Genomic DNA, 23,923 nt, shown 5'->3' with positions numbered 1-23,923 from the left:
TGATGTTAAATTTTCATTGCAAACTTAACTATTTTGTTGTGATACCGTTAGCTTCGTAGATCCTTTATTAAAGTTTTTGGGATATTTTACCAATAATCTTACGATTTAAATAATGCTCGGTTCAATTTCTGTTTCTTTCAGGTATGTATGTTTTTTATTCGTTTTTGTGTTTTTTTCAAGTTCATTCGAGACCATTGCTCAGGAACTTAACCAAGTAAGTGGGCAGGTGTTTGATGGTGAATCTGGAGAACCATTGCCTGGTGCAGCTATTTATTGGGAAAACGAGCCCTCAAAAGGTACCGTTACGGATCAAAATGGTTTTTTTTGGTTGCCAGTGGGATCCCTTCCAAATAATTTAAATATCAGCTTTTTGGGATATAAACTTGCCGCAAGGACTTTTAAGGACAAGAATGAATTGGTCGATTTAAAGTTTTTTTTAAGCCCTGAAGAAGTGAATCTCTCTGAAGTGGTGGTTTCCGAACGTAGGCAAGACTATAATGTAAAGAGCACGGCAATTGGTAAAAATGAAATTTCAGGCGATGAATTAAGGCGAATACCAGCCTTGTTTGGAGAAGTAGATCTCCTTAGAAGTATTCAGCTTCTCCCAGGCGTGAATACAGCAGGGGAAGGCACCACAGGCTTGTTTGTGAGAGGTGGGTCCTCAGATCAAAATCTAATTCAAATAGATGGAGCACCAATTTACAACCCTTCTCACTTTTTTGGATTTTTCTCTGTTTTCAACCCTGATGCAGTAAGTGATGTGGCCCTTTATAAGGGGAACATACCGGCCAACTTTGGTGGGAGAGCATCCTCCCTGGTGGATATTTCCTTAAAGGAAGGCAATACGCAGAAATTAAAAGGGAGTGGCGGAATAGGAAGCATAAGTTCTCGGTTGACGGTGGATGGGCCCTTGTTTTCAGAAGATGCCTCTTTCTTAATATCCGCCAGACGAACTTATGCAGATATCTTTTTAGGACTTTCATCAGACGAATCCCTCAAAGACAACCAATTGTATTTTTATGACCTTAGTGGTAAGCTGATGTGGCGGAATGGGGAAAAAAATAAATTCACCTTTTCCACCTATTATGGAAGTGACTACCTGGGCCTTGCCGAACAATTTGGCCTTGGCTGGAACAACTGGATCAACTCCTTTGAATGGGACAGGCAAATCAACGATAATTTGTTTTTGGATGTAACTGCTTATTATAGTTTTTACAAATACAGAATTACAGTTACGGATGAAGACAATGGTTTTGATTGGTCTAATTATTTTTCTGAATCTGGAGGCAAAGTTGCACTAACATACATTCCCAAAGAAAACACAGAGCTTAAATTCGGAGTGCATAGTCAACTGTATTACTTTGCTCCCGTAGACTTACAATTTAGTGATTCAGCTAACATTCAGCCCTTTGAGTCTACCACAAGAATAGGCTTTCAAAATAGTTTTTTCATCGCTGGTAATGCGGAACTCAGTGAAAAACTAAGTGTTGAAGCGGGTCTTCGCTGGAGTGCCTATCAGCAAATTGGCGATGGCGTGAATTACATTTATGAAAATGGAGACCCAACCATTGATGGAGTGGTTTCCGATACATTAAATTACAATTTTGGAGAGCGGATGCAGTTTTTTGATGGGCTTGAACCAAGGGTAGCGATGAGGTACCTTCTCACGGATGGGTTGGCTTTGAAGGGAAGTTATAACCGCAATTTTCAATACATTCAAGTGGCTTCTAATTCATCCGCTGGTCTACCTATAGACAGGTGGATACCCGCAGGCAAATACATTGAACCGATCCGTAGTGATCAGGTCTCAGTTGGGGTATTTAAAAATTTAAATAACAACAAGTGGGAGTTGTCTTTGGAAGGCTATTATCGAGATTTTAGAAATATTATTGACCTTAAGCAAAATGCAGATGTATTGTTTAAAGACAATGTGGAAACTGAAATCCTTACAGGAGATGGTTGGGCTTACGGTTTAGAATTTTTATTAAGAAAAAATGTTGGCAAAACTACAGGCTGGTTGAGCTATACCTGGTCAAGGACTTACAGAAAAATTGAAGGGATCAACAAAGGTTTACCCTATAATCCGAGGTTTGACAGACCCCACGATTTGAGCCTGGTACTTAATCATCAAATCAATGAGCGACTGTCATTGTCAGGTACATTTGTCTATACCACTGGTGTGGCTGTTACCTTTCCTGTGGGCTCATATGTGCTGGATAACCAACGTCTTCCAATTTATGACGATTACCGAAACCAAAGTCGTTTTCCCGATTATCACAGGATGGATTTGTCTTTAACCCTTAAAAATAAAGACAAAGGTCGATGGTGCAAAGGGAGTTGGAACTTTAGTGTTTACAACGCTTATGGTAGAAAAAATCCATTCTCTTATGAATTTACAGACATCAAGAATAACGACATAAAATATGATGCTAGTGATGGATTGGAAGTGTTCTCACAAAGACCGGGAGTGGTTAAAACTTATTTATTCGGAATTCTTCCTTCAGTAACCTACAATTTTACTTTTTAAGCAAAATGAAAAAAATAGGAATAATTATAAGCCTTGTTTCTCTTTTGTCCTGTCAGGAAGAAGTGCAACTTGATTTCGGAAATACGACAAAAAAGCCTGTAATTGAAGCGATTTGGACTGATGATGCATCTGAGAACCATATTAAAATATCCTATACCAGGGATTATTATGACACTTTGGACAATGAGATTGCCAAGAATGCTTCGGTGAGTATTCAGGACAATGTATCAGGAGAAACAGTTGACTTCACGTTTGTGGAGGAATTGGGGTATTATTTACCATCAGATAATCAAAAAGCGGTCATTGGCAACCAGTACAGCTTGCGGGTGCTATTAGACGGAAACGAATATACAAGTGATGGGATAACGCAAGAGCCACCCATTCTAGACAGCATCACCTATATGTTTGAAGAAGAAAGGTTTTTTGCCGATGAAGGTTACTACTTAACATTGTATGGAAAAATCCCTTTTGACGATGGTAACTTTTACCGCTTATTAATCACAAAAAATGACACACTTTTAAACAGTTCCAGTGATTATTTTCTCTTTGATGATACTTTTGGAACCGATATATTAAACAATGGATTTGAGTTGAATGGGTTCGCTTTTCAGGAAAAGGACAAGATAAAGTTACAATTGATTAGGTTAAATGAAAATGCATATGATTACCTGAATCAGTTCGTATCGTTGCTTTTTAATGATGGGGGACTTTTTAGTCCTCCCCCTGAAAATCCAAAATCAAATATTGTTGCCTCTAATGGTGATGGACAGGTATTGGGGTATTTTATGACAGGCTCCCTAATTTCCAAAACTATAACCATTGAAGTGGAGGAATAAAATTAAGTATATGAAAAATCAATTGCCCCTTACTATTACCTAGTGAGGGGCACTTTTTTTAAGTTTTCTATTCAGAATTAAAGGCTTAATTAGGAGATTTTTCTGAAAGGAATGGCTGAATTTCGGCAATGCTGTACTCCCAAAGTAGGTCTCTTAACGGCTTCGAAGAAGCGGTAGTGTTTGTTTTTGTAGCTTTTGAATGCTTAAAATAATCCCCATTATTACTTGGGGCTTGCTCTGTGGTGGCCAGGTAAATGCCCGTTGCTGCACCCTTTTTGGGGCTAATCATGAATGGTTTGGCAAGCAAAAGAAGGAATTTGAAAATACCATTGCTCTGTTGGCCAAAATTTGTATTAACTACGCCAGGATGTAAAGCATAGGCTGAAATGTTTTCATTGTTGTATTTCTCAGCCAAGGATTTTGTGAAGAGGATATTAAATAATTTCACATTGGCATAGGCTTTAAAAGAACCGAAGTTGTCTTTTAGTTCAAGGTCTTTTTTATTGACATTTGCCCCTTTGTAGGCTTCTGAACTAACATTTATGATTTTCCCACCTTTTCCATTTTTCAGTATTGATAGTGAAAGGTAAGTCAGTAGAAAATGGCCGAGATGATTTATAGAAAAAGTCAGTTCATGTCCATCATTTGTAACTGTTTTTTCTGGAAATATGCCACCTGCATTATTTATGAGTACATCCAGGTCCTGTGTTTTTTGGGTTAGTGTACTTGCCGCCTGGGCTACGGATTTTAAGTCGGAAAGATCGCAATAAATTACTGTGCATTTATTGGCGAGAGAGGGCATTGATTGGATAAGTTCCTTTGCTTTTTCCTCATTTCTGACCAGTAGGAAAAGCTGTTCACATAATGGCGCCAATGCCTTTACTTTTTCCACGCCAATCCCTGAGGTGGCTCCTGTTATTGCTATTTTCATGTAGGTATCTTTAAATGTTGTTCAATCTCCTAAAAATGAGAAAGGATGATGTTGGTATTAAATATACAAAAACTACAATTAAATGCTCGAAGATGGAAAAATCATTGGGGTGAATCGTGAATGAATTGAAACTGACAAATTAATTTCTGTATTTTTGTTTTTGATTTCAATCAGGAAATTTACTGGTTGCTATCTGAAAATTATTAATATTGAGTTCATTGGGCTGTGTTTCAGGTGAATGCCTTTTTATCGCAATTACGCAATTCCATAAATTAACCAGATTTTACGTGACAAAGAAAAAATTCGTTGAGATAGAGAAAGTAATTGGCAAAAAAAATCCTGCTTTATTGAAGTGGATTCCCGGTTTTTTACTCTCTTATATCAAGAGAATTGCCCATGAAACTGAGGTCAATGAGATTATGGCTCGGAATGACCATTTGAAAGAGTTAGCATTTGTTAATGCCTTGATCAAGGAGTTCGGGATGGAAATAGAGGTGAGAAACGAAGAGAATATCCCATTAGATGGGAATGTTATTTTCGCGTCTAATCACCCTTTAGGAGGCTTGGATGGCATCGTATTGATGCATGTTTTAGGAGCATACAGAGAAGATTTGAGGTTTTTGGTCAATGACGTATTGATGAATATACCCAACTTCGGAAAATTATTTGTACCCATTAATAAACATGGTGGACATGGGAAAAGGGGTGTTGAGCTTATAGAAGCTACCTATGCTTCAGGTAATGGGGTTATTATCTTTCCAGCAGGCTTGGTTTCACGAAAGCAAGAGAATGGAATTGAAGATTTGGAATGGAAAAAAAGCTTCATTAACAAAGCAAAGAAATATAAAAAAGATGTTGTTCCTATTTATATAGAAGGGAAAAACTCATCTTTTTTTTATAATTTGGCCAACCTTAGGAAAAAGTTGGGAGTAAAGGCTAATATTGAAATGTTTTATTTGGCGGACGAAATGTTTGCCCAAAAAAACAAAAAAGTCATTGTCCATATAGGAAAACCGATTTCTTACAAGTATTTTGATGCTTCTAAAACGGATAAATATTGGGCGGAAGAGGTAAAAAAAGTAGTTTACAATATAATCCAAGACAAGTAGGATTTATGCAAGACATTATCAACCCAATCGAAAGGGATGCTATTAAAAACGAATTGATATCCGATCGATTTTTAAGATATGTAAACAATGGGGAAAATGAAATCTATTTGGTCAATCAGCACAATGCACCAAATGTGTTGAAAGAAATCGGTAGGTTACGTGAGATTTCCTTTCGTGCAGCGGGCGGAGGGACAGGATTGTCTTTAGATTTAGATGAGAATGATACTTGCGAGAAATGCTACGATCAGTTGATCGCCTGGAATCCTGAAGATGAGGAAATCATTGCGGGATATAGATTGATCAAATGCTCCGATGCTGGTTTTACAGAAAACGGTTCAGTGAATCTTTCCACAGCCCACCTTTTCAATTTCTCAAATGCCTTTATTGAGGACTACCTCCCTTTTACTATAGAGTTGGGAAGATCTTTTGTGCAGCCCAATTACCAACCAAGCATAGACAATAGAAAAGGGATATTTTCTCTTGATAATTTGTGGGATGGTTTGGGTGCAGTGGTAATGATCAACCCAGATATCAAGTACCTCTTTGGTAAAGTAACCATGTATCCACATTATAATGAAGATGCAAGGGATTTATTGATCTATTTTATGCACCATTATTTTCCAGACAGAGATCAATTAATATTACCCATAACTTCATTGGGTTATAAAACGGACGTAAATAATTTCAAAGGGATTTTTGATGGGGTAGCTTATAAGGAAGGTTACAAAATACTTAATTCAAAGGTGAGGTCTTTAGGCGAAAATATCCCCCCTTTGATTAACACCTATATGAACTTGTCTTCTACCATGAAGATTTTTGGTACGGCAATGAATTATGAATTTGGAGCTGTAGAAGAAACAGGAATATTGATCACCATCGCGGATATTTACGAATCCAAAAAACATCGCCACCTCGAAACCTATACTAGAGACATGCACTTTGGTGTTAAACAAAATTAAGCTTTTGATGCGCATTGAACCTATTGACAAATGAAAACAAGGCCATTTGGAAAAACAGGCTTATATTTTCCATCTATTATCTTTGGGAGCAGTGCGCTTGGAAACCTCTTTCAGGCTTATTCTAAAGCAGAGAAAAAAGCCATTCTAAAGGAAGCTTTTAGTAAAACCAGCCCCTATACGGTTTTCGATACTGCAGGTAAATATGGAGCAGGATTGGCGCTTGAAGTATTGGGTGAGTTTCTAGAAGAAGAAGGCATTCCTCAGGAAAAAGTAATTATCACCAATAAATTAGGTTGGACAAGAATCCCCCTCACTACACCAGAACCCCTCTTTGAGCCCAATATATGGAAAGGGATAAAACATGATGCCGTTCAGAAGATAAGTTATAACGGTGTTTTGGAATGCTTCGAAAAAGACAATTTACTGCTAAAAGGCCATGTGCCTCAGTTGATCTCCCTTCACGACCCAGATGAATTTTTAGACAAAGCGAAGACTGAGGAAGAGAGAGAGGGGTTGTGGGAAGAGCTCTTAGGAGCCATTTCCGCCATGAGTGAATTGAAGGAGTCGGGTATGGTGAAAGGCATAGGCGTGGGGGCCAAGGATTGGAAAATAATCAAAGAAATATATAATCAGGTACCCTTGGATTATGTAATGGTCGCCAATAGCCATTCACTCATTCATCATCCACCGGAATTAATGGATTTTTTGGAGCTGTTAAGAAAGGATAACGTTGGGGTTATCATAGCAGCCGTTTTTCAATCTGGTTTCTTGACTGGTGAAGACTTTTTTGATTATAAAAAACTTGATATAGCAGATCCTAAAGACCAAAAAAAAATTCAATGGAGAAGCTTGTTCTTCGAAGTTTGTAAGCGACATGATGTTGCTCCCTTTCATGCATGTATACAATTCTCGTTAGCAGTACCTGGAGTCACTAGCATTGCACTAAGTGTCAATAAACCAGAATTAGTAGAAAAAAATATCTTGGCTTCAGAAACATCTTTACCTCAAGAATTTTGGCAGGAATTAAAAGATAAATCCTTAATTTCGGGTTTACCTTATTTATAAGCAACCAAATAATCAAAATCACCAATGAGTCAAACAATAAACCCAGTAAAGGCAGAATTAATTTCTAAAAAGAATTTCTGGCCATTTTTATTACTTACCTGCTTGTTTATGCTATGGGGGGTTGCTCATAACATGACAGATACCCTTCTGGCAGCTTTTAAAAGAATCATGAGCATGACTGACTTCCAAACTTCATGGATTCAGTTGGCTTTTTACGGTTCCTATTTTTGCCTTGCCTTACCTGCAGCAATTTTCATTAGAAAGTACTCTTATAAATCAGGAATCCTTTTGGGATTAGGACTATTTGCATTGGGTTCTTTACTCTTTTATCCTGCGGGAATGATGATGTCCTATGGGTTCTTTTTGCTTGCACTGTATGTGCTCGCAGGAGGGCTATCTATTTTGGAAACAGCTGCCAACCCTTACATTTTGGTTATAGGTCCACCAGAAACAGCGACACAAAGACTTAACCTGGCACAATCATTTAATCCTATTGGGTCAGTTATTGGTGTTTTTCTAAGTAAAATATTTATCCTTTCTAAACTCAATACTGCCGAGGCAACAGATAGAACCAACATGACACCAGAAGCGCTAGAAGCAATTCAGGCCGATGAATTGGCTGGTGTGGTAAGTACTTATGTAGGCGTCGCTTTGTTTCTGATTGTAGTATGGTTTATCATTCGTGCCGTTAAGATGCCTGTAGCCTCTGAGGAAACGGAGAAAGATGGTGTGATCAGTGGCTTCAAAAGACTGTTTAAGAATAAAAATTATGTGAGAGGTGTAATGGCGCAGTTCTTTTATGTTGGGGCACAGATCGGGGTTTGGTCATATACAATTAGGTATGTAATGACTGAGCTTGATGTCATGGAAAGCGGTGCCTCAGATTACTATTTGATTTCCTTAGTGCTTTTTGCCGGAAGCCGTTTTCTGTTCACAATATTGATGAAATACTTTAAACCTTCTATTCTATTGGCCTTTTCTTCACTCTTAGCCATTCTACTTAGTTTTGTAGTGATATATGCCAGCGGAATGACTGCTGTGATAGCACTTGTGTTGATATCGGTGTGTATGTCGCTTATGTTTCCTACTATCTATGGCTTGGCAGCAGAGGGACTCGGGAATGATACCAAATTGGGGGGGTCAGGCTTGATTATGGCCATACTTGGGGGAGCACTTATCACTGCCATTCAAGGGCAAGTTTCTGATATAAGTGGAAGTATTCGCCTTTCTTATTACGTGCCGATGTTATGTTTTGTAGTTGTAATGTATTTCGGACTTTCTCATTATTTCCAAAAGCCTGATAAAAAACAAGAGAAAATTGTGTGATTAAGGTTTTAGTCTTGATTTAAATAAAAAAGCTCCATGCAAAATCAATTGCATGGAGCTTTTTTATAGGGCTATTACATTTTCAATTAGATAACAGACTTGTATATAGGTTAGGCTTTAAGAACTGCTATCTCATCCAGTAAAGCTTAGTAAAAACCAAAATAATTTCTAGCATTTCTGTAGCAAATGTCTTCCACCATTTGACCCAACCATTCTTCATCAGCAGGGAGTTCGCCATTGGCTACATCCTGACCGATAAGGTTACATAAGATCCTTCTGAAGTACTCGTGGCGTGGAAAAGATAAGAAGCTCCTGCTGTCTGTTAACATCCCCACAAAGCAGCTTAAGATACCCATATTGGAAAGCGTGTTGATTTGTTTTTCCATCCCGTCTTTCTGATCAAGATACCACCAGCCAGATCCAAATTGAACTTTTCCTTTTATAGATCCATCATTAAAATTTCCAACCATTGTAGCCATTACTTCATTGTCTGATGGGTTCAGGTTATATAGAATGGTTTTGGACAATTGATCGGTACTGTCAAGATTGTTAAGGTACTTGGCAAGGGCAACACTTTGAGAAAAGTCTCCAATGGAATCAAATCCCGTATCGGGTCCTAATACGCTTAGCATTCTTTCATTGGTGTTCCTTAGTGCGCCAAGGTGGTACTGCTGCGTCCATCCTTTAGCATGATACATTTTACTTAAAGCAGTAAGGGTTTTAAATTTGAAAAACCGCACCTCGTCAGGTTGGATCTTGTCTCCCTTTTTGATGGTCGCAAATAAGGCGTCTATGGAGTAGTTGTCGTTGTCGAAAAAGTACAGTTGCTCAAGTCCATGGTCAGAAAGTCTTCCTCCATTTTCATGAAAATAGGCTATGCGATTTTCTAATGAGGCCAGTAAGTCCTCAAAGGTATTAATAGATATCCCGCTTACTGCTGTAAGCTGCTCCAGGTATTTCAGGTAGTCGCCAGGATTTTCTACTGCATAAGCTTTGTCTGGACGAAAAGCAGGGAGCAGTTTGATCGCAAGTTTGTCCGCCTTGGCTTTTTGGTGGTACGCTAAGCTATCAATAGGGTCATCTGTGGTGCAAACTACCTCTACATTCATTTTTGAAAGCAGCCCTCGAGTACTGTATTCCTTTTGTTGAAGGAGATTGGTGGTGTGCGCATAGATGTCAGATGCGGTATTTTCATTCAGCAATTGATCCACACCAAAGTAACCCTTCAACTCTAAATGAGTCCAGTGAAACAAAGGGTTTCTCATGGTTTGAGGGACAATTTTTGCCCAACTCTCAAATTTTTCCTGATCAGTTGATTCACCTGTGATGTATTTTTCATTGACCCCTAGTGTTCTCATGGCACGCCATTTATAATGGTCACCATGCAGCCAGATTGAGGTCATGTTGTCAAACTGACGGTCCTCGGCGATGTCTTTAGGCGAAAGGTGACAGTGGTAATCAATAATCGGCATTTTCTTTGCGTGATCATGATAAAGCCCTTTGGCAAAATCATTTTTCAGGAGAAAATCCTCAGTTAAGAAGGTGTTATTTGAAGGTTTTGCTGTGTTTTGCATTGTCTATTCTTTTTAATCTAATAGTAATATTAAAAATTAATTTTTGCTTATTCCATATTTTTCGTGATTTAGACAACCGATTGCATAAATTAAAATTGCTCTAATTTTCATGAGATTCCTATTTTGTTGTTTATATTAGTGTGAAAACGACATATTTTTTTAATTACGCCTAGTTTGGCGCTAATAATATTCGCTTGGAACAAATTTCTCTTTATAAATTGTCATTTACATAAACACCATGAACCATAAGCCAAGAAGAGGTTTTTTAAAAAAAGGAATGGGATTGGCAGCGCTTCCACTTTTGGGTTTTGCACCTATTTCTACGCCTCCACCAAGAAATGAGAAAAACCTTAAGCTAAGTTTGAATGCGTTTTCTTTTAATGCTTCATTGCGGGACAAGACGCTTTCATTAGAAGGGTTGTTTAAGTTTTGTGCTGAAAATGGGATTCCAGCGATTGACCTGACAGCCTATTATATCGATTCTTATCCAGAAGTTCCAGAAGACAAGGTGCTTTACGGTATCAAGAAGCAAGCACATCATTGGGGCTTGGATATTAGTGGCACAGGGGTGAGGAATGATTTCACTCTTCAGAATGAAGAACAGCGGAAGAAAGAGATAGTACTAGTAAAAAAATGGGTAATAGCGGCATCCAAAATGGGCGCACCAGTGTTGCGTGTTTTTGCTGGGAAGGCAAATGTGGAGGGGGCTGTATGGAAGGAAGTTGCTGACGGGGTTATCGCTGCGATGCAAGAGTGCGCGGCTTTCGGTGCCGAACATGGTGTAATAGTAGCCATGCAAAATCACAATGATTTTATAAAGTCTGCAGACCAGGTAAATTATATAATGGAAAATGTTAACCAAGAATGGTTTGGATTGGTATTGGATGTAGGTAGTTACTCTTTAAAAGACCCTTATGAAGAAATCAGCAAAAACATTCACCATGCAGTTAACTGGCAAATCAAAGAAAACGTAAACTATTTAGGTGCTCCAAAACCCGTAGATTTGAAAACCTTGATGAAAATCATAAAGAACAGTGATTATAACGGCTATTTGCCAATAGAAACATTGGGGCCTGGAGATCCATTTGAAAAAATTAAGACTTTCCTTAAAACAGTAAGAAAAGCTTTGGGTTAAGAACAGCCATTTTGTTGTTTTTTAAACTTTTAACCGGATTATGCCATAGGATTTCTCATCCCTAATAATAGTGAAGAGATAGCCTGTTCCGTGTTTAGGGAAAAAGGTTTCAATAAGCAATTGATGGTCTATTGTCTATTTCGGGTCTGAAATAGATTTCCGTAAAACAAAAAAAGGTAAGCTGTTAAGCTTACCTTTTTTTGTTTATACTGTTTTTATTTTAATTCTTTTAATTTGATGTTTTTGTAATGAACCTCATCACCATGGTCTTGAAGGAGAATATGGCCTTGCTCAGCTTCTCCGAAATTTTCCCATTTCGCATATTTGCTATCAGCCACCAATGCCCTGAACTCGTCAGATCCTCTCGTGTATTCCACCACTTTAAGACCGTTAATGTAATGTTCTACTCTATTGTCTGGATAAACGATTAAACGTCCTTTGTTCCATTCTCCCACAGGTTGAACAAATCGATCTTGTTTGTCAGCTTTAATCAGGTCATACAGTGAAGATAGCGTTCTATTCCCATCCTTTCCCATTTTTGCATCAGGATGTCTTTCGTCATCAAGGATTTGGTATTCCAAACCTATCGCGGAGCCAGAATTGTTTTCATTAAGGGTGACAAAGTATTTAACTCCACTGTTAGCACCTTCAGTAATTTTGAAATCAAACGCAAGGTCAAAAGCGCTGTATTGTTCTGTGGTTACAATATCACCAGCATTGGCTGACTCTCTGCCATCTTTTCCCTCGATTGTCAATACACCTTCATTGATAGTCCATCCACCTTCAGGGAAATTTTCCGCTTTAGCACTTTTCCATCCCTCACTTGTTTTGCCATCAAATAGCAATTTCCATCCTTTATCTTCTTCGTAAGAAGTCAATTCATTATCAATGGTACTTACCACAAATATGTCTTTTTCAAAAGGGGTAGGGGTAAGGTTCTCTGTCTGAATTCTAATGTTTCTGAAATAGGTCTTTTTGCCTGCATTTTCTGGGTTTTTGCCTATTCCGTGAACTTGAAGGGCAATAAAACCAGTAGCGTCCATATCATCTACAAGGTAAGCTACTTCTTGGCCATTTACCCAAGTTTTAAGATTATTTCCAATAAATTCAATTCTATAAGTGTTGAATTCACCTAGTTTAAAGGCACTTCTTGCATCAGGATTATAGCTTAATGGATAAAGCCATCCTCTTCTGGCTTCATCATATACACCACCAGACCAAGCTCTTTCTTTTGGGTCACATTCTATTTGGTAGCCAAAAACTCTTCCAGCACCATCGTTTCTTTCAGGGTCATGCTGGCCCCTGGCCATTACTCCTGAATTGCTTGATTCGTCATCTACTCTGATATCCAGCTCAAGGATGAAGTCTCCGTAGGTTTTTTCTGTAGCCAGAAAGGTGTTGGGTGTATTAGGAACGGAGGTGCCGACGATAACACCGTCTACTACTTCAAATTCTGCTGCTCCATCCAGCTGACGCCAGCCTTCTAAAGTTTCTCCGTCAAATAAGTTAGTCCATCCGTCTTCAGTTTCTGCCGCTGGCTTTGCACAAGATGCCAGGAAGAAAATAGACAAAGCAAAAAGACTTAAAATTTGTTTGTTCATGGTATGGGTTTTTTTTGTATAATGTTTTAATTTGATTCTATAGTCGTAAACTATTATAAGACCATAAAGATAAGCAATATCTCATAAAAATATAATAATTAGGCAATCGATTGCAAAGGTGTAAAAAACGGGTAAAAGACTTATAACCAAATAGTAATTTGGTTATAAGTGGTGGATAGGTAGAGGCAGGTAAATGCTCTTTATTCAATCTTAACGCTTAAAATTGGGATAGCTGTTTTGTAGAGAAGCGTGTCTGTGACGCCTATTTGATACGCTGTATTGGATTTTCTAAGGTTGGAAGCTATGGCAATAATTCCAGCTTTTTCCTTTTCGGCAAAAGCAATGATGCCTTTTTCTACTTCTTCATGATTGTAAATATGATGATGAATCAATAGTTCTTCTTGTCCATAAGCATATTCGGACATTCGGGCTTCTGCTTTTCCTGTATCGATAAATTTGGCGGGTGTGTTGACGAATAGAAAATGCACTACAGTCCGAAGATTTTTTATAAAAGGCTTCAACCGAACAAATGCGGGTTTGCTGGCCTCACTGAAAAGAGAGGCAAAAACCAGTTTTTTCATGGTCCTGCCATCTACTATGTTTTTAACTGCTAAAACAGGGCATGGCGCATTTCTAAAAATCTTTTGAGTAGTGGAGCCAATAAATTTCCCAGGTTCACGATTCTTGCCATAAGCCCCAATTACGATTAGATCTGCTTTTTGCTTATGAGCCAGGTCTACAAGAACCTGGGAGGGAACACCAATTTCAACAACTGCCTCTACAGGTGTGTTTTTAATTTTGTGTGTTGCCACAAAGGTTTTCAATTTATCCTTTGACTCCGCTTCCAGGTCTAAAATTTCCTGGTTTTTTAATTTTTCAGATGTGGGTAAATTTTCCCAATCTAAGTCAGATTGGATCACGTTGATGCAGGTAATGGTTGCATCACCTTTGCTTGCAACCTTGGCTGCACTGTAGAATGCATTCTCTGAATAAAGTGAAAAATCAATGGGGACAATGATTCGTTTCATGGCCTGTTTATTTTTGATATGTATTACCTTGATTTATCTGCCAAACCATTGAAATAGACTTCTTAATTTGGCATTGACTCAAAATAAACAAATTCTGAAGCAACAATACATGATAACAATCACCTTACCCTATGATGTTTTCCCCAATACAATTCAAAGGTTTTAAATTTTCCCGACTTTTATGTTTTTAAAGTCAATACTCATTTCATTACTTGGATGTAATTGTAGTCCAATTGGGCCTTTTTCAGGCATGTTCTCTGACTGATATGTCACTACTTCTTGGCCGTTTAGCCATACCGTGTATGTTTGACCAACCACTTTAACTTTCATAGTGTTCCAATCATTTAATTTCAATAGCTCTTTAACGCCACTTGCTTCCTTAGGATAAGATTTTCCAGGAATATAAGGAGAGCCTGTCATGTCTCTTTTCAATGATCCGGAGATACCAATTTGTATTTGGTCTTTGTCACTCCTTAAGAAAATGCCAGAATCCACGGTGCCTTTTCCCATTAGGAAGTCCATTTCAACTATGAAATCACCGTATTCTTTATTTGTCCAGAGGGTAGAGCCAGTTTTAGTTGGGTCATTTTCAGTATGGATATTTCCGTCTTTTACTTCCCACCAAATATTGTCTTCAGGGGTTACCGTCCAGCCTTTTAATGATTTTCCATTAAAGATTGATTTCATTTTCACTTTTTGGGCAAACCCTTGATTAACTAGTAAAGCCACTATTAAAAGGCTGGGGAGTAAGAATTTCATTTTCATTGCGGTTTTATTTTGGTTTTAATTGATTGTACCTTGACTTCCTCCTCCCTGTACTTTTTATGGGGGAGGTTTAAATTCATGTAAACAATAATAATAAAAATTATTTAGAATTATTGCCCATTTAAATAAGAGGGGGGAATAACTGTTTTTGAAGAATCAATTTTAACTCACCTTAAATTACTTTATTAAACACCATAGACCGATCGAGAAAATATTTAGAGGGAGTCTTTGCTGTTAGGACAGGAGAAGAATGGCTAAATTCAATTGGGGAATCTTAAGGGACTTCGAAAAATTTAATTTCTCAGGGGAAGTTGTGACAATTAAGCCTGGACTGTTCATTGGTATAGGCGAAGCCTTTTCCGTATTAACGAGAAGGGTCGAAAATGCAAGAAAATCAAGCTGTAGGTCCGGTGCGACGGATCAGTAGGTAATAGAAAGTTTGTAACCTATTTCGGTTTAAAGAAATAACCATAAAGATTATTTCTAATTTATAGAAAATTGCAGCCTAAGTAGAGGATATAAAATGTTCCGCTAGAGTGAGTATGCGAAGACCTAAAACAGCTATTGATACCCAATGAATTAACCTTTAATCGCTTTTCTATTGCCTAGAATGAAATTTGGCTTTAAAAAACAATACTAACTCTTTTCTTTAAGATAGGCCGCTACTGCTGCTCCTATTATTCCAGCTTCATTTTTATTTTCGGCAGCGATTACAGGAACATCTATGGTTATCTGGTCTTCAAATTTGTCCATTTTTTTGCTTGCTCCTCCACCCAGGATAAATAGATCAGGTGAAATTATTCTTACCGTATGTTTAAGGAATTTGTTGAATCGTTTTCCCCATTCAATATAGGTAAGGTTCTCTTTTTGTCTGGCCGAATCAGCAGCGAAATATTCAATGATTTCTCCGTTTTTGTAATAGGTTCTTCCCAATTCAAAATTGGGAATGAGAATGCCATTATAAAATACGCCAGTGCCAAGGCCTGTACCTATCGTCACGGTTACCACCAGGCCTTTTTTATTTTTACCAGCTCCAAAAGTCATTTCGGCTAAACCAGCCGCATCAGCATCATTGATAACGGTGACAGGAAGGCCCGTTTTATCTGAAAAAAGTTGGTCGATCTGCACGCCAACCCAGCTTTTATGAATATTGCTTTTGGTCATGCATTTCCCATTGTTTACCACTGTAGGAAAGCCACAGCCTATCGGGCCTGTCCATTTAAAATGATCTACAATTTCCTGTACAGTATTGGCGACACTTTCGGGTTTCGTAGGTGTTGGTGTTGGTATCCTGAATCTCTCAGCAGTCAATTGACCAGTTTCTATATTTACCGGAGCACCTTTAATGCCAGAGCCCCCAATATCCAATCCTAAAATTTCCATTAAAACAACTTTTATCGCTTTATAATATGATGCTATCTGTATTAACTATTAAAGTTAGCTATAATTATATTGATAACATTCTTTTAAAGATCGAAAAATTCAAAAGTTACAATGACTCAAATTCGTTTCCACCATTTACTTCTATTTGGGGAATCTCAGATAATGGAAGAAAAATATTATTATTTAATAAAAATTAAATAAAGAGAAGTGTTAGTAAGGCGAAAAAGCTATTTTTATTTGGCAACAAAAAAAACGGGTAGTGTGATGGACTACCCGTTGTTAATTATTTGTTTTCGATCTTACCATCAGCATGAATGGCAAATCTTCCTTTGGATTTGTCATGTACATGCTCATAACTATCCCAAGGCCACCCACCAAATTGAGTTCTTTGAAACTCCCCGACAGCCGCTTGGATTTCCTGATTGCTATTCATTACAAAAGGCCCATGCTGCACCACTTTTTCATTAATTGGCCTGCCTTGCAAAAACAAAAAATGAGCATTTTTATTGCCATTTTCTATTGTATAGGATTTTTGATCTCCTAATTCTATTGCTTGTCCTTTTGCTAGACTTTCTCCATCAAGCTGTATATCATCGCCTTCATAGAAATATAAGGTTCTATTTATACCGGAAGTTACCTTTGGTAACGAAAATGAAGCATTAGCATCCGCTTTGATAAGCCAGATGGCCACTTCATTTATAGGGTCGGCAGCATATGAATCAGGAGCAGGAGCCAAGGATTCCGTATTAGCATATTTACCAGCAATTAGTTTGAAGGATGTTTGAAGGCTTTTTTCATCTTTAATATTGACAATAGGAATTTGCTCCTGCCACATCATCTTAAAGTGTGCAGGCACATTCTTTTTTGCTTTAGGTAAGTTAAGCCAAATCTGAAATAAAAGCACTTCGTTTTTAGCATCCTCATTTAAGAGTGGAAACATTTCAGAATGCATAACTCCTCCTCCTGCAGTCATCCACTGTGCGTCCCCATTTCCAAATCTTCCAGCGGCTCCAAGTGAGTCTGAATGATCTACCAATCCTCTTTCTGCAATGGACACTGTCTCAAATCCTTTGTGGGGATGTGCAGGAAAACCTGGAACTTTACTTCCGTGGTACATATTCCAGCCATCTTTACCGGAGAAATCCTGCCCTATATTTCTTCCTGATAGAGGCGTATTTGGGCCCATTTCAGGATTGCCTTCAGGGAAGATATCATGATGATAGGCGCAGAATAAAAATGGGTCCTGAGTGGGCCATTGAGCACCTAAAGGTCGAATTGATTTTATAGACGATGTCATAATATATCTAAATTATGTGTATATACATGTAATAATGTATTTCGATATAAATAAGTTCATTTAAAATTACTTTATTAGGGTTTAATTTAGTCTAAAATTTAAGATTGGCCTACCAAGAGTTAGGTAAATGGAGGCAGAAATAGGGTTTTGAAAATTTTTTGAACCAGATAATAAAGGGGTCATATCGCTGAAGAAAATCGCTGAAAATACGCTTTTGGTGTTCTTGAAAAAAAACTAAAAGTTTGTATTACCCATAGCCATGCCTATTTCTTTTAACTGCGGAGAGGTTAAAAATTGAATGGGTTAATGTGGGAAAAAATGAGCGTAGATTTAATCGATTGACTTAATTGGATTAAGGTATCTTCTTATTACGATTTGTCCAATTAGGGGATGATCATTAAGTCTGTTATAACCTTCATTTCCATCGAGTTTATCGGAAAAAGTAAACATCAATGTACCTTCAAAAGCGATGTCTGTGTAGATATCAAGACGGTAGCTCAATCCTCCTTTAAAAGGAATATAGCTAGTGAGTTGCGTATCTTTATGATTACTAGTACCATCAAAATTAAATTTTGTGGTCTGATTAGCATTCATGAGTAAACCTATTCCTGCGCCACCATAAACGTTTATTTTACTTCGTCGGGTATGGTTTTCAGAACCGAAAAGGTAAAAACTTGGAATTACATCGAGAAATAATAGGTTGTTTTTACTTGTGACCGCCTGGTCTCTTGCGATCCAAGTCTGAACAATGGTTGGACCAAAATAACTAGGGTCCTGACTTCGGTACCGTTGATATCCGATATTGGCCCTTACGTCCCAGTGTTTATGTATTCTTCTACCATAAGTAAATGACAAACCAGGTCTTAAAAAGAACGTTAGGTTCCTAAAACCTCCTGCATTGTCGGCATAAATAGTTCCAAGTCCAATTCCTGCTTGCAAGAAGTTGTTTCTAGGAATTTTTTCTTTATAAAAGTTCTGCCCTTGGGCTGTGTTGATATATAATCCTGTTATCAATAAGACAACGAAATAGGAGGTAACAAAGGAATTCTTCATACTATAATTTAAAAATTGGTTAACGAGCATGTTAATCAATCAAATCTTTAAACGCACAAAAGTACCAATTCTTGCATAGAATTAGTCAAATAGATAGGAATAAATTATAATCTTGCAGTAAAACTGGTTATTATTGAGTAACTTGGTAAGTTTAAAAATAGTGATTATATAGTTTGAAAATAGTTTTTATGTGTTTTTTTTAGTGAATTAGCACCAAAACCTTTTTTTTATTTTGTGTGTAATTTTGATGATAATAGCGGTAAACAACAGTATTTATGAAAGGAATTATTTTAGCTGGTGGATCAGGCACACGTCTCTATCCATTAACCATTGCAGTGAGTAAGCAATTGATGCCGGTTTATGACAAGCCGATGATTTATTATCCATTATCAGTGCTGATGATGGCAGGCATTAATGAAATTTTGATTATTACCACACCTGAGGACAATGATGCATTTAAAAAGCTGCTAGGTGATGGTAGTCAGATTGGTTGTAAATTTACTTTTGCCATTCAGCCAAGTCCAGATGGTCTCGCGCAAGCTTTTATCATAGGCGAATCGTTTATAGGTAAAGATAAAGTTGCCCTTATCCTTGGAGATAATATTTTTTATGGAACGGGTCTTCACAAAACACTAAAGGAACATACTGATCCTGATGGTGGTGTAGTTTTCGCTTACCATGTCAATGATCCTCAGCGATACGGTGTTGTTCAATTTGATGATGACAACAATGTTTTGAGCATAGAAGAGAAGCCCACAACCCCAAAATCTAACTTTGCAGTACCAGGGCTCTATTTTTACGACAATGAGGTTGTAGAAATCGCTAAAAATATTAAACCAAGCAGCAGGGGAGAGTTAGAAATAACAGATATTAACGTGGCCTATTTGAAAAAACAAAAGCTGAAAGTAGGCATATTGAACAGAGGGACTGCCTGGCTGGATACTGGAACACACCAATCCTTGCTTCAGGCGGCACAATTTGTCGAAGTAATAGAAGAGAGACAAGGCTTAAAAATCGGATGTGTAGAGGAGATCGCCTACAGAAATGGTTTTATTGATGCGGAAGAGCTTTTAAAAGCGGCGGAAAAATTGGGAAAAAGTGGATATGGGGTCTATTTGAGGGGGTTGCTCAATAAATAATATGCCATTTTCTAGTCAGCTATAAGTGTTTAAATGCAAAAAACAGTATTTGAATTACAAAATAAATGATAAAAAAATCACCTCTATCTTTGGAGGTGATTTTTTTTTGATTACTTTTACACTATGTAAAATGAGTTTTAGTATAGTATAAATGTATTTTGATGTTGGATATTGTAATAATAGATGATGATAGGGTAAGTACTTTTGTAACGGAACAGTATATTAAAAAAAGTTTAACCGTCCCATATAAGATACATACGTTTTCATCAGCCGTAGGTGTTTCAGATCAGGTTGCCCATATTAATCCTGAATTTTTGTTTTTGGATTTAGTTATGCCACAAATGACCGGGTGGGACTTTTTAGAAGAAATAAAAGGGGCTGGTATCACTTCGCAAGTATATATATTAAGTGGGTCTTTGGAATGGTCTGATGTCGAAAAGGCCAATAATAATTCACTAGTTAAGAAATTTCTTCCTAAGCTTTCAGTTAAGGAATGTATTCCTGAAATTTTCAGGAATTAAGGTTTTTTGTAGGGTTTAAGATTAATTATAATCGCAAGCGCATAGGCTCTGAACTTTGTTTGGAGCCTATGTTATTTAGCCTTGATATTACTTTGAAGCGCATAAGGCCCCAACCTCTGGAGGCTTTTTGCATCAATATTTTTTTCGTAAAAATTAATCGCAGTATGGGTGTCAAGAAAAACATGGTTTTCCCCTATCGATTCAATCAGGCGCCATTTTACTAAAACATCTCTGACTGGGCCTTTGGCACCTATAATATACAGGTCAATGTCATTGTTCCTCCACTCCTTAACCCAGGATTGTATTGTCAATACGCCTGTGCTGTCCAAGCTTGTCACACTTTCCATGTTTAGAAAGATCATTTGTACGGGAGTAGTCCTCTCTTTTCGCCATTGGTTGATTTTATCATTGATATAATCCACATTGGCAAAATAAATGGGTCCATCTATTCTTACAATTAGTAGGTCGTTATTTATTTCAAGATTATTAAAGCGTTGGATATTTCTGAAGTTGTTGGTTCCCGGAACCCTGCCTAACTGTGCCATGTGAGGCCTTGAGGCCCTATAAATAACCAGCATTAAAGAGAGGATCATGCCTGTAAGGATTCCTAGTACAATGCCCATGGTAAGCGTTCCCAAAAAAGTAACCATATACATATAGAAATCTTTTCTGTCTTTGGTCCATAACTCTATAGGCCCTTTGAAATCTACGATGCTTGAAACCGCCACAATGATCACTGCAGCTAGAATAGCATAGGGCAGATAATAAAAATAGGAAGTGAAAAACACCAAAGTAAGTACAATTAATCCAGCACTGATAATGGAAGATAGGGGTGTTTTGGCTCCAGACTGATCATTTACTGCGGACCTTGAAAGCCCACCAGTGACGGGGAAGCCCCTGACAAAAGATGCGCTAATATTGGCCATTCCCAATGCGATAAGTTCTTTGTTTGCATTGATGTGATAATCTTTATGTTTGGCCTGTAAGGTTTTACCAATTGAAAAGCTCTCTGCAAAGCCAACCAAAGAAATGGTGATGGCAATAGGAAATAAACTCAGCCAGGTGTCCATTTCAAAAGTAGGAAGGGAAAAACCCGGCAATCCACTGGGTACCTCTCCCAAAACTAATACACCGCTATCGGAAAGCCCCATGAATTTGACCAGAAGAATACTAAGGACAACGGCAATCAATGACCCGGGTATGGCTGGATGAATATGCTTTGCATATTTAATGATAACTATCCCTACCAGGCCTATGCCCATCGTCAACCAATGGGTCTGTTCAATTGTGGAATAGATGCCTATAAAGATGTCTTGGATATGGTTGCTGTTGGGGAAGTTAAGTTTCAATAAGTGTTTGACTTGCCCAAAACCTATTATAAAGGCAGCGGCGGAAGTAAACCCTTTGATGACTGGTTGAGAAAGGAAATTCACTACAAAACCTAGCTTAAATATCCCCATAGAAAACTGAGTCAAACCAACCAGTAAGGCCAGGGTGATAGCATAATAAAAATAGGACAGGTAGCTGTCAGGGGACAAACTACTAATACCAGCCCCTACTAGTAAAGAAACCATAGCACCTGGTCCTACCGCCAACTGCCTGGAACTTCCCAAGACCGCATACACAAGCAATGGTAGGGTAACGGCATACAATCCATGTATAGGATTCAATCCGGCAAGCATTGCATAAGCCATTCCTTGAGGGACAAGTAATACGCTTACTATTATTCCGGCTGATACATCTCCAATTAGGTTTGTCCGTTTATAATTGGGCAGCCATTGCAATATTGTAAGGTTTTTCTTAATGTCCATGCCCATCTATAATTATCTATCCGCAATATAAATTAAACGCTGCCGAGATTTCTGTAATTAAAGCAATGCTTGATACCCCCCCCGAAGTCATCCTACGATTTAGTTAATCCGATATTTTTTTTAGCCAAAAGGTAAGCGTTTAAATTAATTAAAAATAATGCGAACTGGCTAAAGGGAATCCTATTTCAAAATCCTATTATTTTATTCAGTAAGTTGAACCTACAATGTCAAGCTTGGCTTTTCAACAGCGTTAAACAGCTGCTTACAAATTAAGTATCGATTTAATGGTTAAAAGGTGACCATAGTCACTTGGAGGTTTGTATTTACCCAACCATTAATACGATTTCCTTTTTTAAATACTTAGACAAGGTGTCTGCATAGCGCTGGGCTTCCCAGATTTCAAGATCCATATTTTCTTCACCAAAGACCTTTACTTCCAATTGTTCTGCCTTGTCCAGACAATAAACATTTTGCACCCATTGGTTTTTTGTTTTGTCCAGGCCTATTGCAATCCTAAGGATTCCTGCCAATAGTTTAAGCGTTTTCTTCTGGTGTTTTTCTAGTTTTCGGTATTTCTTATGGCTTTTTCCGGGCCCTTTCTTTCTGTGGTACCTAGCCAGGTGACCCAAAAGAAGAACTTCATCGTTCGTAAATCCCCTTAATTGACTGTTTTTGATTAGGTACCTGGAATGTTTGTGGTAATCCTGAAAGGCCACGAATAAGCCAATATCATAAATAAGTGCCGCATGGGAGACCAAGTCTCTTTCGTAATTATCCGCTCCATGAAGGTGCTTGAGCTGATCAAACAATTGAAGGGCAATTCTCACAACATGCTTTTTCTCCATCAGGTCTGTGTCGTATTTTATCGCCAAACGGATACAACTTTTCTCTTTGAGGCTTTTTCCCTGACTGACTTCCTCGATTTGTATACCATGCTTCTCCAGATGGTTAATAATCATTCCATCTCTCAAAGAAGCATCTGAGATGGTTAGGACGGAAGCATTGATTTGGGTTAAAATCTCGACAAGTAGGAGGGCTCCAAGGTGGATAGCATCTGCCCTGTTGCTGTTAATCCCAGGTATTTCGCTGCGTTCTTCGGGACTGGCATCCAGCAATCGGTCTCTAAGTTTGATCAGGTCTTTCAGTTGAACTGTCTCCGCATTGACGATATCCGGGGCAGGATTGTCTGCTTTTATCAGGCAAGCTTCAGCCAAGGCACGTATGGTTCCGGAGGTTCCGATTACCCTATCAAATCCGATTTGATTGATTTTTTCTATCACAGTGCCAGCCGCTTGTTTGATATGTGCCTTTAGCTCCTTTTGGGTTTTGTCTTTTACCTTGGTTTGGTTTCCAATAAGATCCCATAAGCGTAATACGCCAAGTTTCATGGAATTGCCATATAATATTTGATTTTGATCACCAATGACGGCCTCGGTACTTCCTCCACCAATGTCGAGGACCAAAAATTTTTCATTTTTAATAGCGATCGCTTCTCTTACAGCAAGAAAAATTAATTTGGCTTCCTCCTTTCCAGAAATCAATTGCGGTGAAACACCTGCCTCATGAATTAATCTATCCAAAAATTCCCGTCCATTTTTTGCTTCTCGGGTGGCGCTTGTTGCAGATACTATAATGTCATCTACTCCATATTGATCTGCCAGCTGAACGTATCTCTGGACGGTGGACACCCCCATGTCCATGGCTTCCTTGCTGAGCTCTTTATTGGCAAAAACCCCCACGCCAAGCTTTACCATGCTTTTTTCTTGTATGAGTATGTCAAAATGGGTTCTGGATTGAACCTTGACTATTACCATGTGGATACTATTTGTGCCAATATCGATTGCAGCAATATTCATAGAGGAG

The 23,923-nt window shown here is 38.1% G+C and carries 19 protein-coding genes; 9 read left to right on the top strand and 10 right to left on the bottom strand.

Annotation, left to right across the window (positions count from 1 at the left end; genetic code table 11):
* The first annotated feature begins 112 nt into the window (after window positions 1-112).
* Complete coding sequence (locus tag AAC073_RS09010) at window positions 113-2,527, top strand: TonB-dependent receptor (protein WP_339923526.1); 2,415 nt, start codon at window positions 113-115, stop codon at window positions 2,525-2,527.
* A 5-nt stretch (window positions 2,528-2,532) separates the two neighbouring features.
* Window positions 2,533-3,363: a DUF4249 family protein gene (locus AAC073_RS09005; protein WP_339923525.1), complete on the top strand. Its 831-nt coding sequence runs from the start codon at window positions 2,533-2,535 to the stop codon at window positions 3,361-3,363.
* 85 nt (window positions 3,364-3,448) lie between these two features.
* On the opposite strand, the gene AAC073_RS09000 is transcribed toward AAC073_RS09005, so the two are convergent.
* On the bottom strand, window positions 3,449-4,294 hold the full coding sequence (locus tag AAC073_RS09000) for an SDR family NAD(P)-dependent oxidoreductase (protein WP_339923524.1): 846 nt from the start codon (window positions 4,292-4,294) through the stop codon (window positions 3,449-3,451).
* A 287-nt stretch (window positions 4,295-4,581) separates the two neighbouring features.
* On the opposite strand from AAC073_RS09000, the gene AAC073_RS08995 reads away from it, so the two are divergent.
* The 4 genes from AAC073_RS08995 to fucP are packed head-to-tail and all read left to right on the top strand — an operon-like array spanning window position 4,582 to window position 8,753.
* On the top strand, window positions 4,582-5,403 hold the full coding sequence (locus tag AAC073_RS08995; protein ID WP_339923523.1) for a 1-acyl-sn-glycerol-3-phosphate acyltransferase: 822 nt from the start codon (window positions 4,582-4,584) through the stop codon (window positions 5,401-5,403).
* A 5-nt stretch (window positions 5,404-5,408) separates the two neighbouring features.
* Window positions 5,409-6,362, top strand: coding sequence for a GNAT family N-acetyltransferase (locus tag AAC073_RS08990; protein ID WP_339923522.1), 954 nt, complete (start codon window positions 5,409-5,411; stop codon window positions 6,360-6,362).
* A 30-nt stretch (window positions 6,363-6,392) separates the two neighbouring features.
* Complete coding sequence (locus AAC073_RS08985; protein WP_339923521.1) at window positions 6,393-7,427, top strand: aldo/keto reductase; 1,035 nt, start codon at window positions 6,393-6,395, stop codon at window positions 7,425-7,427.
* Between the two features lie 24 nt (window positions 7,428-7,451).
* A complete protein-coding gene (fucP, locus tag AAC073_RS08980; protein WP_339923520.1) occupies window positions 7,452-8,753 on the top strand; it encodes an L-fucose:H+ symporter permease in 1,302 nt (433 codons plus the stop codon).
* Window positions 8,754-8,899: 146 nt separating this feature from the next.
* Here fucP and uxaC read toward each other — a convergent pair whose 3' ends face one another.
* Window positions 8,900-10,327: a glucuronate isomerase gene (gene uxaC / locus AAC073_RS08975; protein ID WP_339923519.1), complete on the bottom strand. Its 1,428-nt coding sequence runs from the start codon at window positions 10,325-10,327 to the stop codon at window positions 8,900-8,902.
* A gap of 238 nt (window positions 10,328-10,565) precedes the next feature.
* Between uxaC and AAC073_RS08970 the strand changes: the two genes are divergently transcribed.
* On the top strand, window positions 10,566-11,462 hold the full coding sequence (locus AAC073_RS08970) for a sugar phosphate isomerase/epimerase family protein (RefSeq protein WP_339923518.1): 897 nt from the start codon (window positions 10,566-10,568) through the stop codon (window positions 11,460-11,462).
* A gap of 215 nt (window positions 11,463-11,677) precedes the next feature.
* On the opposite strand, the gene AAC073_RS08965 is transcribed toward AAC073_RS08970, so the two are convergent.
* The 6 genes from AAC073_RS08965 to AAC073_RS08940 all read right to left on the bottom strand — a co-directional run bounded on the left by AAC073_RS08965 (window position 11,678) and on the right by AAC073_RS08940 (window position 18,589).
* A complete protein-coding gene (locus AAC073_RS08965; RefSeq protein WP_339923517.1) occupies window positions 11,678-13,063 on the bottom strand; it encodes a DUF1080 domain-containing protein in 1,386 nt (461 codons plus the stop codon).
* 200 nt (window positions 13,064-13,263) lie between these two features.
* Complete coding sequence (locus AAC073_RS08960; protein WP_339923516.1) at window positions 13,264-14,091, bottom strand: universal stress protein; 828 nt, start codon at window positions 14,089-14,091, stop codon at window positions 13,264-13,266.
* Between the two features lie 162 nt (window positions 14,092-14,253).
* The gene (locus AAC073_RS08955; protein WP_339923515.1) at window positions 14,254-14,850 is read right to left on the bottom strand and encodes a DUF1080 domain-containing protein; all 597 of its coding nucleotides are present in this window, start codon (window positions 14,848-14,850) and stop codon (window positions 14,254-14,256) included.
* A 642-nt stretch (window positions 14,851-15,492) separates the two neighbouring features.
* Window positions 15,493-16,239, bottom strand: a complete 747-nt coding sequence (locus AAC073_RS08950) for an ROK family protein (protein ID WP_339923514.1) — start codon at window positions 16,237-16,239, stop codon at window positions 15,493-15,495.
* A gap of 283 nt (window positions 16,240-16,522) precedes the next feature.
* Window positions 16,523-17,536 (bottom strand): pirin-like C-terminal cupin domain-containing protein, encoded by a 1,014-nt coding sequence (locus AAC073_RS08945; protein WP_339923513.1) that lies wholly within the window; start codon window positions 17,534-17,536, stop codon window positions 16,523-16,525.
* A gap of 330 nt (window positions 17,537-17,866) precedes the next feature.
* Window positions 17,867-18,589 (bottom strand): hypothetical protein, encoded by a 723-nt coding sequence (locus AAC073_RS08940; protein ID WP_339923512.1) that lies wholly within the window; start codon window positions 18,587-18,589, stop codon window positions 17,867-17,869.
* Window positions 18,590-18,864: 275 nt separating this feature from the next.
* On the opposite strand from AAC073_RS08940, the gene rfbA reads away from it, so the two are divergent.
* Together rfbA and AAC073_RS08930 are read left to right on the top strand one after the other, a co-directional pair.
* The gene (gene rfbA / locus AAC073_RS08935; RefSeq protein WP_339923511.1) at window positions 18,865-19,728 is read left to right on the top strand and encodes a glucose-1-phosphate thymidylyltransferase RfbA; all 864 of its coding nucleotides are present in this window, start codon (window positions 18,865-18,867) and stop codon (window positions 19,726-19,728) included.
* A 161-nt stretch (window positions 19,729-19,889) separates the two neighbouring features.
* Complete coding sequence (locus AAC073_RS08930; protein WP_339923510.1) at window positions 19,890-20,249, top strand: response regulator; 360 nt, start codon at window positions 19,890-19,892, stop codon at window positions 20,247-20,249.
* A gap of 71 nt (window positions 20,250-20,320) precedes the next feature.
* On the opposite strand, the gene AAC073_RS08925 is transcribed toward AAC073_RS08930, so the two are convergent.
* Together AAC073_RS08925 and AAC073_RS08920 are read right to left on the bottom strand one after the other, a co-directional pair.
* Window positions 20,321-22,060, bottom strand: coding sequence for a solute carrier family 26 protein (locus tag AAC073_RS08925; RefSeq protein WP_339923509.1), 1,740 nt, complete (start codon window positions 22,058-22,060; stop codon window positions 20,321-20,323).
* A 323-nt stretch (window positions 22,061-22,383) separates the two neighbouring features.
* A complete protein-coding gene (locus tag AAC073_RS08920; protein ID WP_339923508.1) occupies window positions 22,384-23,916 on the bottom strand; it encodes a Ppx/GppA phosphatase family protein in 1,533 nt (510 codons plus the stop codon).
* Between the last annotated feature and the right edge of the window lie 7 nt (window positions 23,917-23,923).

This window comes from uncultured Cyclobacterium sp. (assembly GCF_963977555.1).
In the GTDB taxonomy this organism is placed as follows: domain Bacteria; phylum Bacteroidota; class Bacteroidia; order Cytophagales; family Cyclobacteriaceae; genus Cyclobacterium.
The sequence above is the reverse complement of the archived record's forward strand: the minus strand, read 5'-3'. Positions and strand labels throughout refer to the sequence as shown.

What these genes read in the sequence shown, in the direction of transcription:
- AAC073_RS09010 (WP_339923526.1), top strand. Translation starts at nt 113, where the DNA reads ATGCTCGGTTCAATTTCTGTTTCTTTCAGGTATGTATGTTTTTTATTC.
- AAC073_RS09005 (WP_339923525.1), top strand. Translation starts at nt 2,533, where the DNA reads ATGAAAAAAATAGGAATAATTATAAGCCTTGTTTCTCTTTTGTCCTGT.
- AAC073_RS09000 (WP_339923524.1), bottom strand. Translation starts at nt 4,294, where the DNA reads ATGAAAATAGCAATAACAGGAGCCACCTCAGGGATTGGCGTGGAAAAA.
- AAC073_RS08990 (WP_339923522.1), top strand. Translation starts at nt 5,409, where the DNA reads ATGCAAGACATTATCAACCCAATCGAAAGGGATGCTATTAAAAACGAA.
- AAC073_RS08985 (WP_339923521.1), top strand. Translation starts at nt 6,393, where the DNA reads ATGAAAACAAGGCCATTTGGAAAAACAGGCTTATATTTTCCATCTATT.
- fucP (WP_339923520.1), top strand. Translation starts at nt 7,452, where the DNA reads ATGAGTCAAACAATAAACCCAGTAAAGGCAGAATTAATTTCTAAAAAG.
- uxaC (WP_339923519.1), bottom strand. Translation starts at nt 10,327, where the DNA reads ATGCAAAACACAGCAAAACCTTCAAATAACACCTTCTTAACTGAGGAT.
- AAC073_RS08970 (WP_339923518.1), top strand. Translation starts at nt 10,566, where the DNA reads ATGAACCATAAGCCAAGAAGAGGTTTTTTAAAAAAAGGAATGGGATTG.
- AAC073_RS08965 (WP_339923517.1), bottom strand. Translation starts at nt 13,063, where the DNA reads ATGAACAAACAAATTTTAAGTCTTTTTGCTTTGTCTATTTTCTTCCTG.
- AAC073_RS08960 (WP_339923516.1), bottom strand. Translation starts at nt 14,091, where the DNA reads ATGAAACGAATCATTGTCCCCATTGATTTTTCACTTTATTCAGAGAAT.
- AAC073_RS08955 (WP_339923515.1), bottom strand. Translation starts at nt 14,850, where the DNA reads ATGAAATTCTTACTCCCCAGCCTTTTAATAGTGGCTTTACTAGTTAAT.
- AAC073_RS08950 (WP_339923514.1), bottom strand. Translation starts at nt 16,239, where the DNA reads ATGGAAATTTTAGGATTGGATATTGGGGGCTCTGGCATTAAAGGTGCT.
- AAC073_RS08945 (WP_339923513.1), bottom strand. Translation starts at nt 17,536, where the DNA reads ATGACATCGTCTATAAAATCAATTCGACCTTTAGGTGCTCAATGGCCC.
- AAC073_RS08940 (WP_339923512.1), bottom strand. Translation starts at nt 18,589, where the DNA reads ATGAAGAATTCCTTTGTTACCTCCTATTTCGTTGTCTTATTGATAACA.
- rfbA (WP_339923511.1), top strand. Translation starts at nt 18,865, where the DNA reads ATGAAAGGAATTATTTTAGCTGGTGGATCAGGCACACGTCTCTATCCA.
- AAC073_RS08930 (WP_339923510.1), top strand. Translation starts at nt 19,890, where the DNA reads ATGTTGGATATTGTAATAATAGATGATGATAGGGTAAGTACTTTTGTA.
- AAC073_RS08925 (WP_339923509.1), bottom strand. Translation starts at nt 22,060, where the DNA reads ATGGACATTAAGAAAAACCTTACAATATTGCAATGGCTGCCCAATTAT.
- AAC073_RS08920 (WP_339923508.1), bottom strand. Translation starts at nt 23,916, where the DNA reads ATGAATATTGCTGCAATCGATATTGGCACAAATAGTATCCACATGGTA.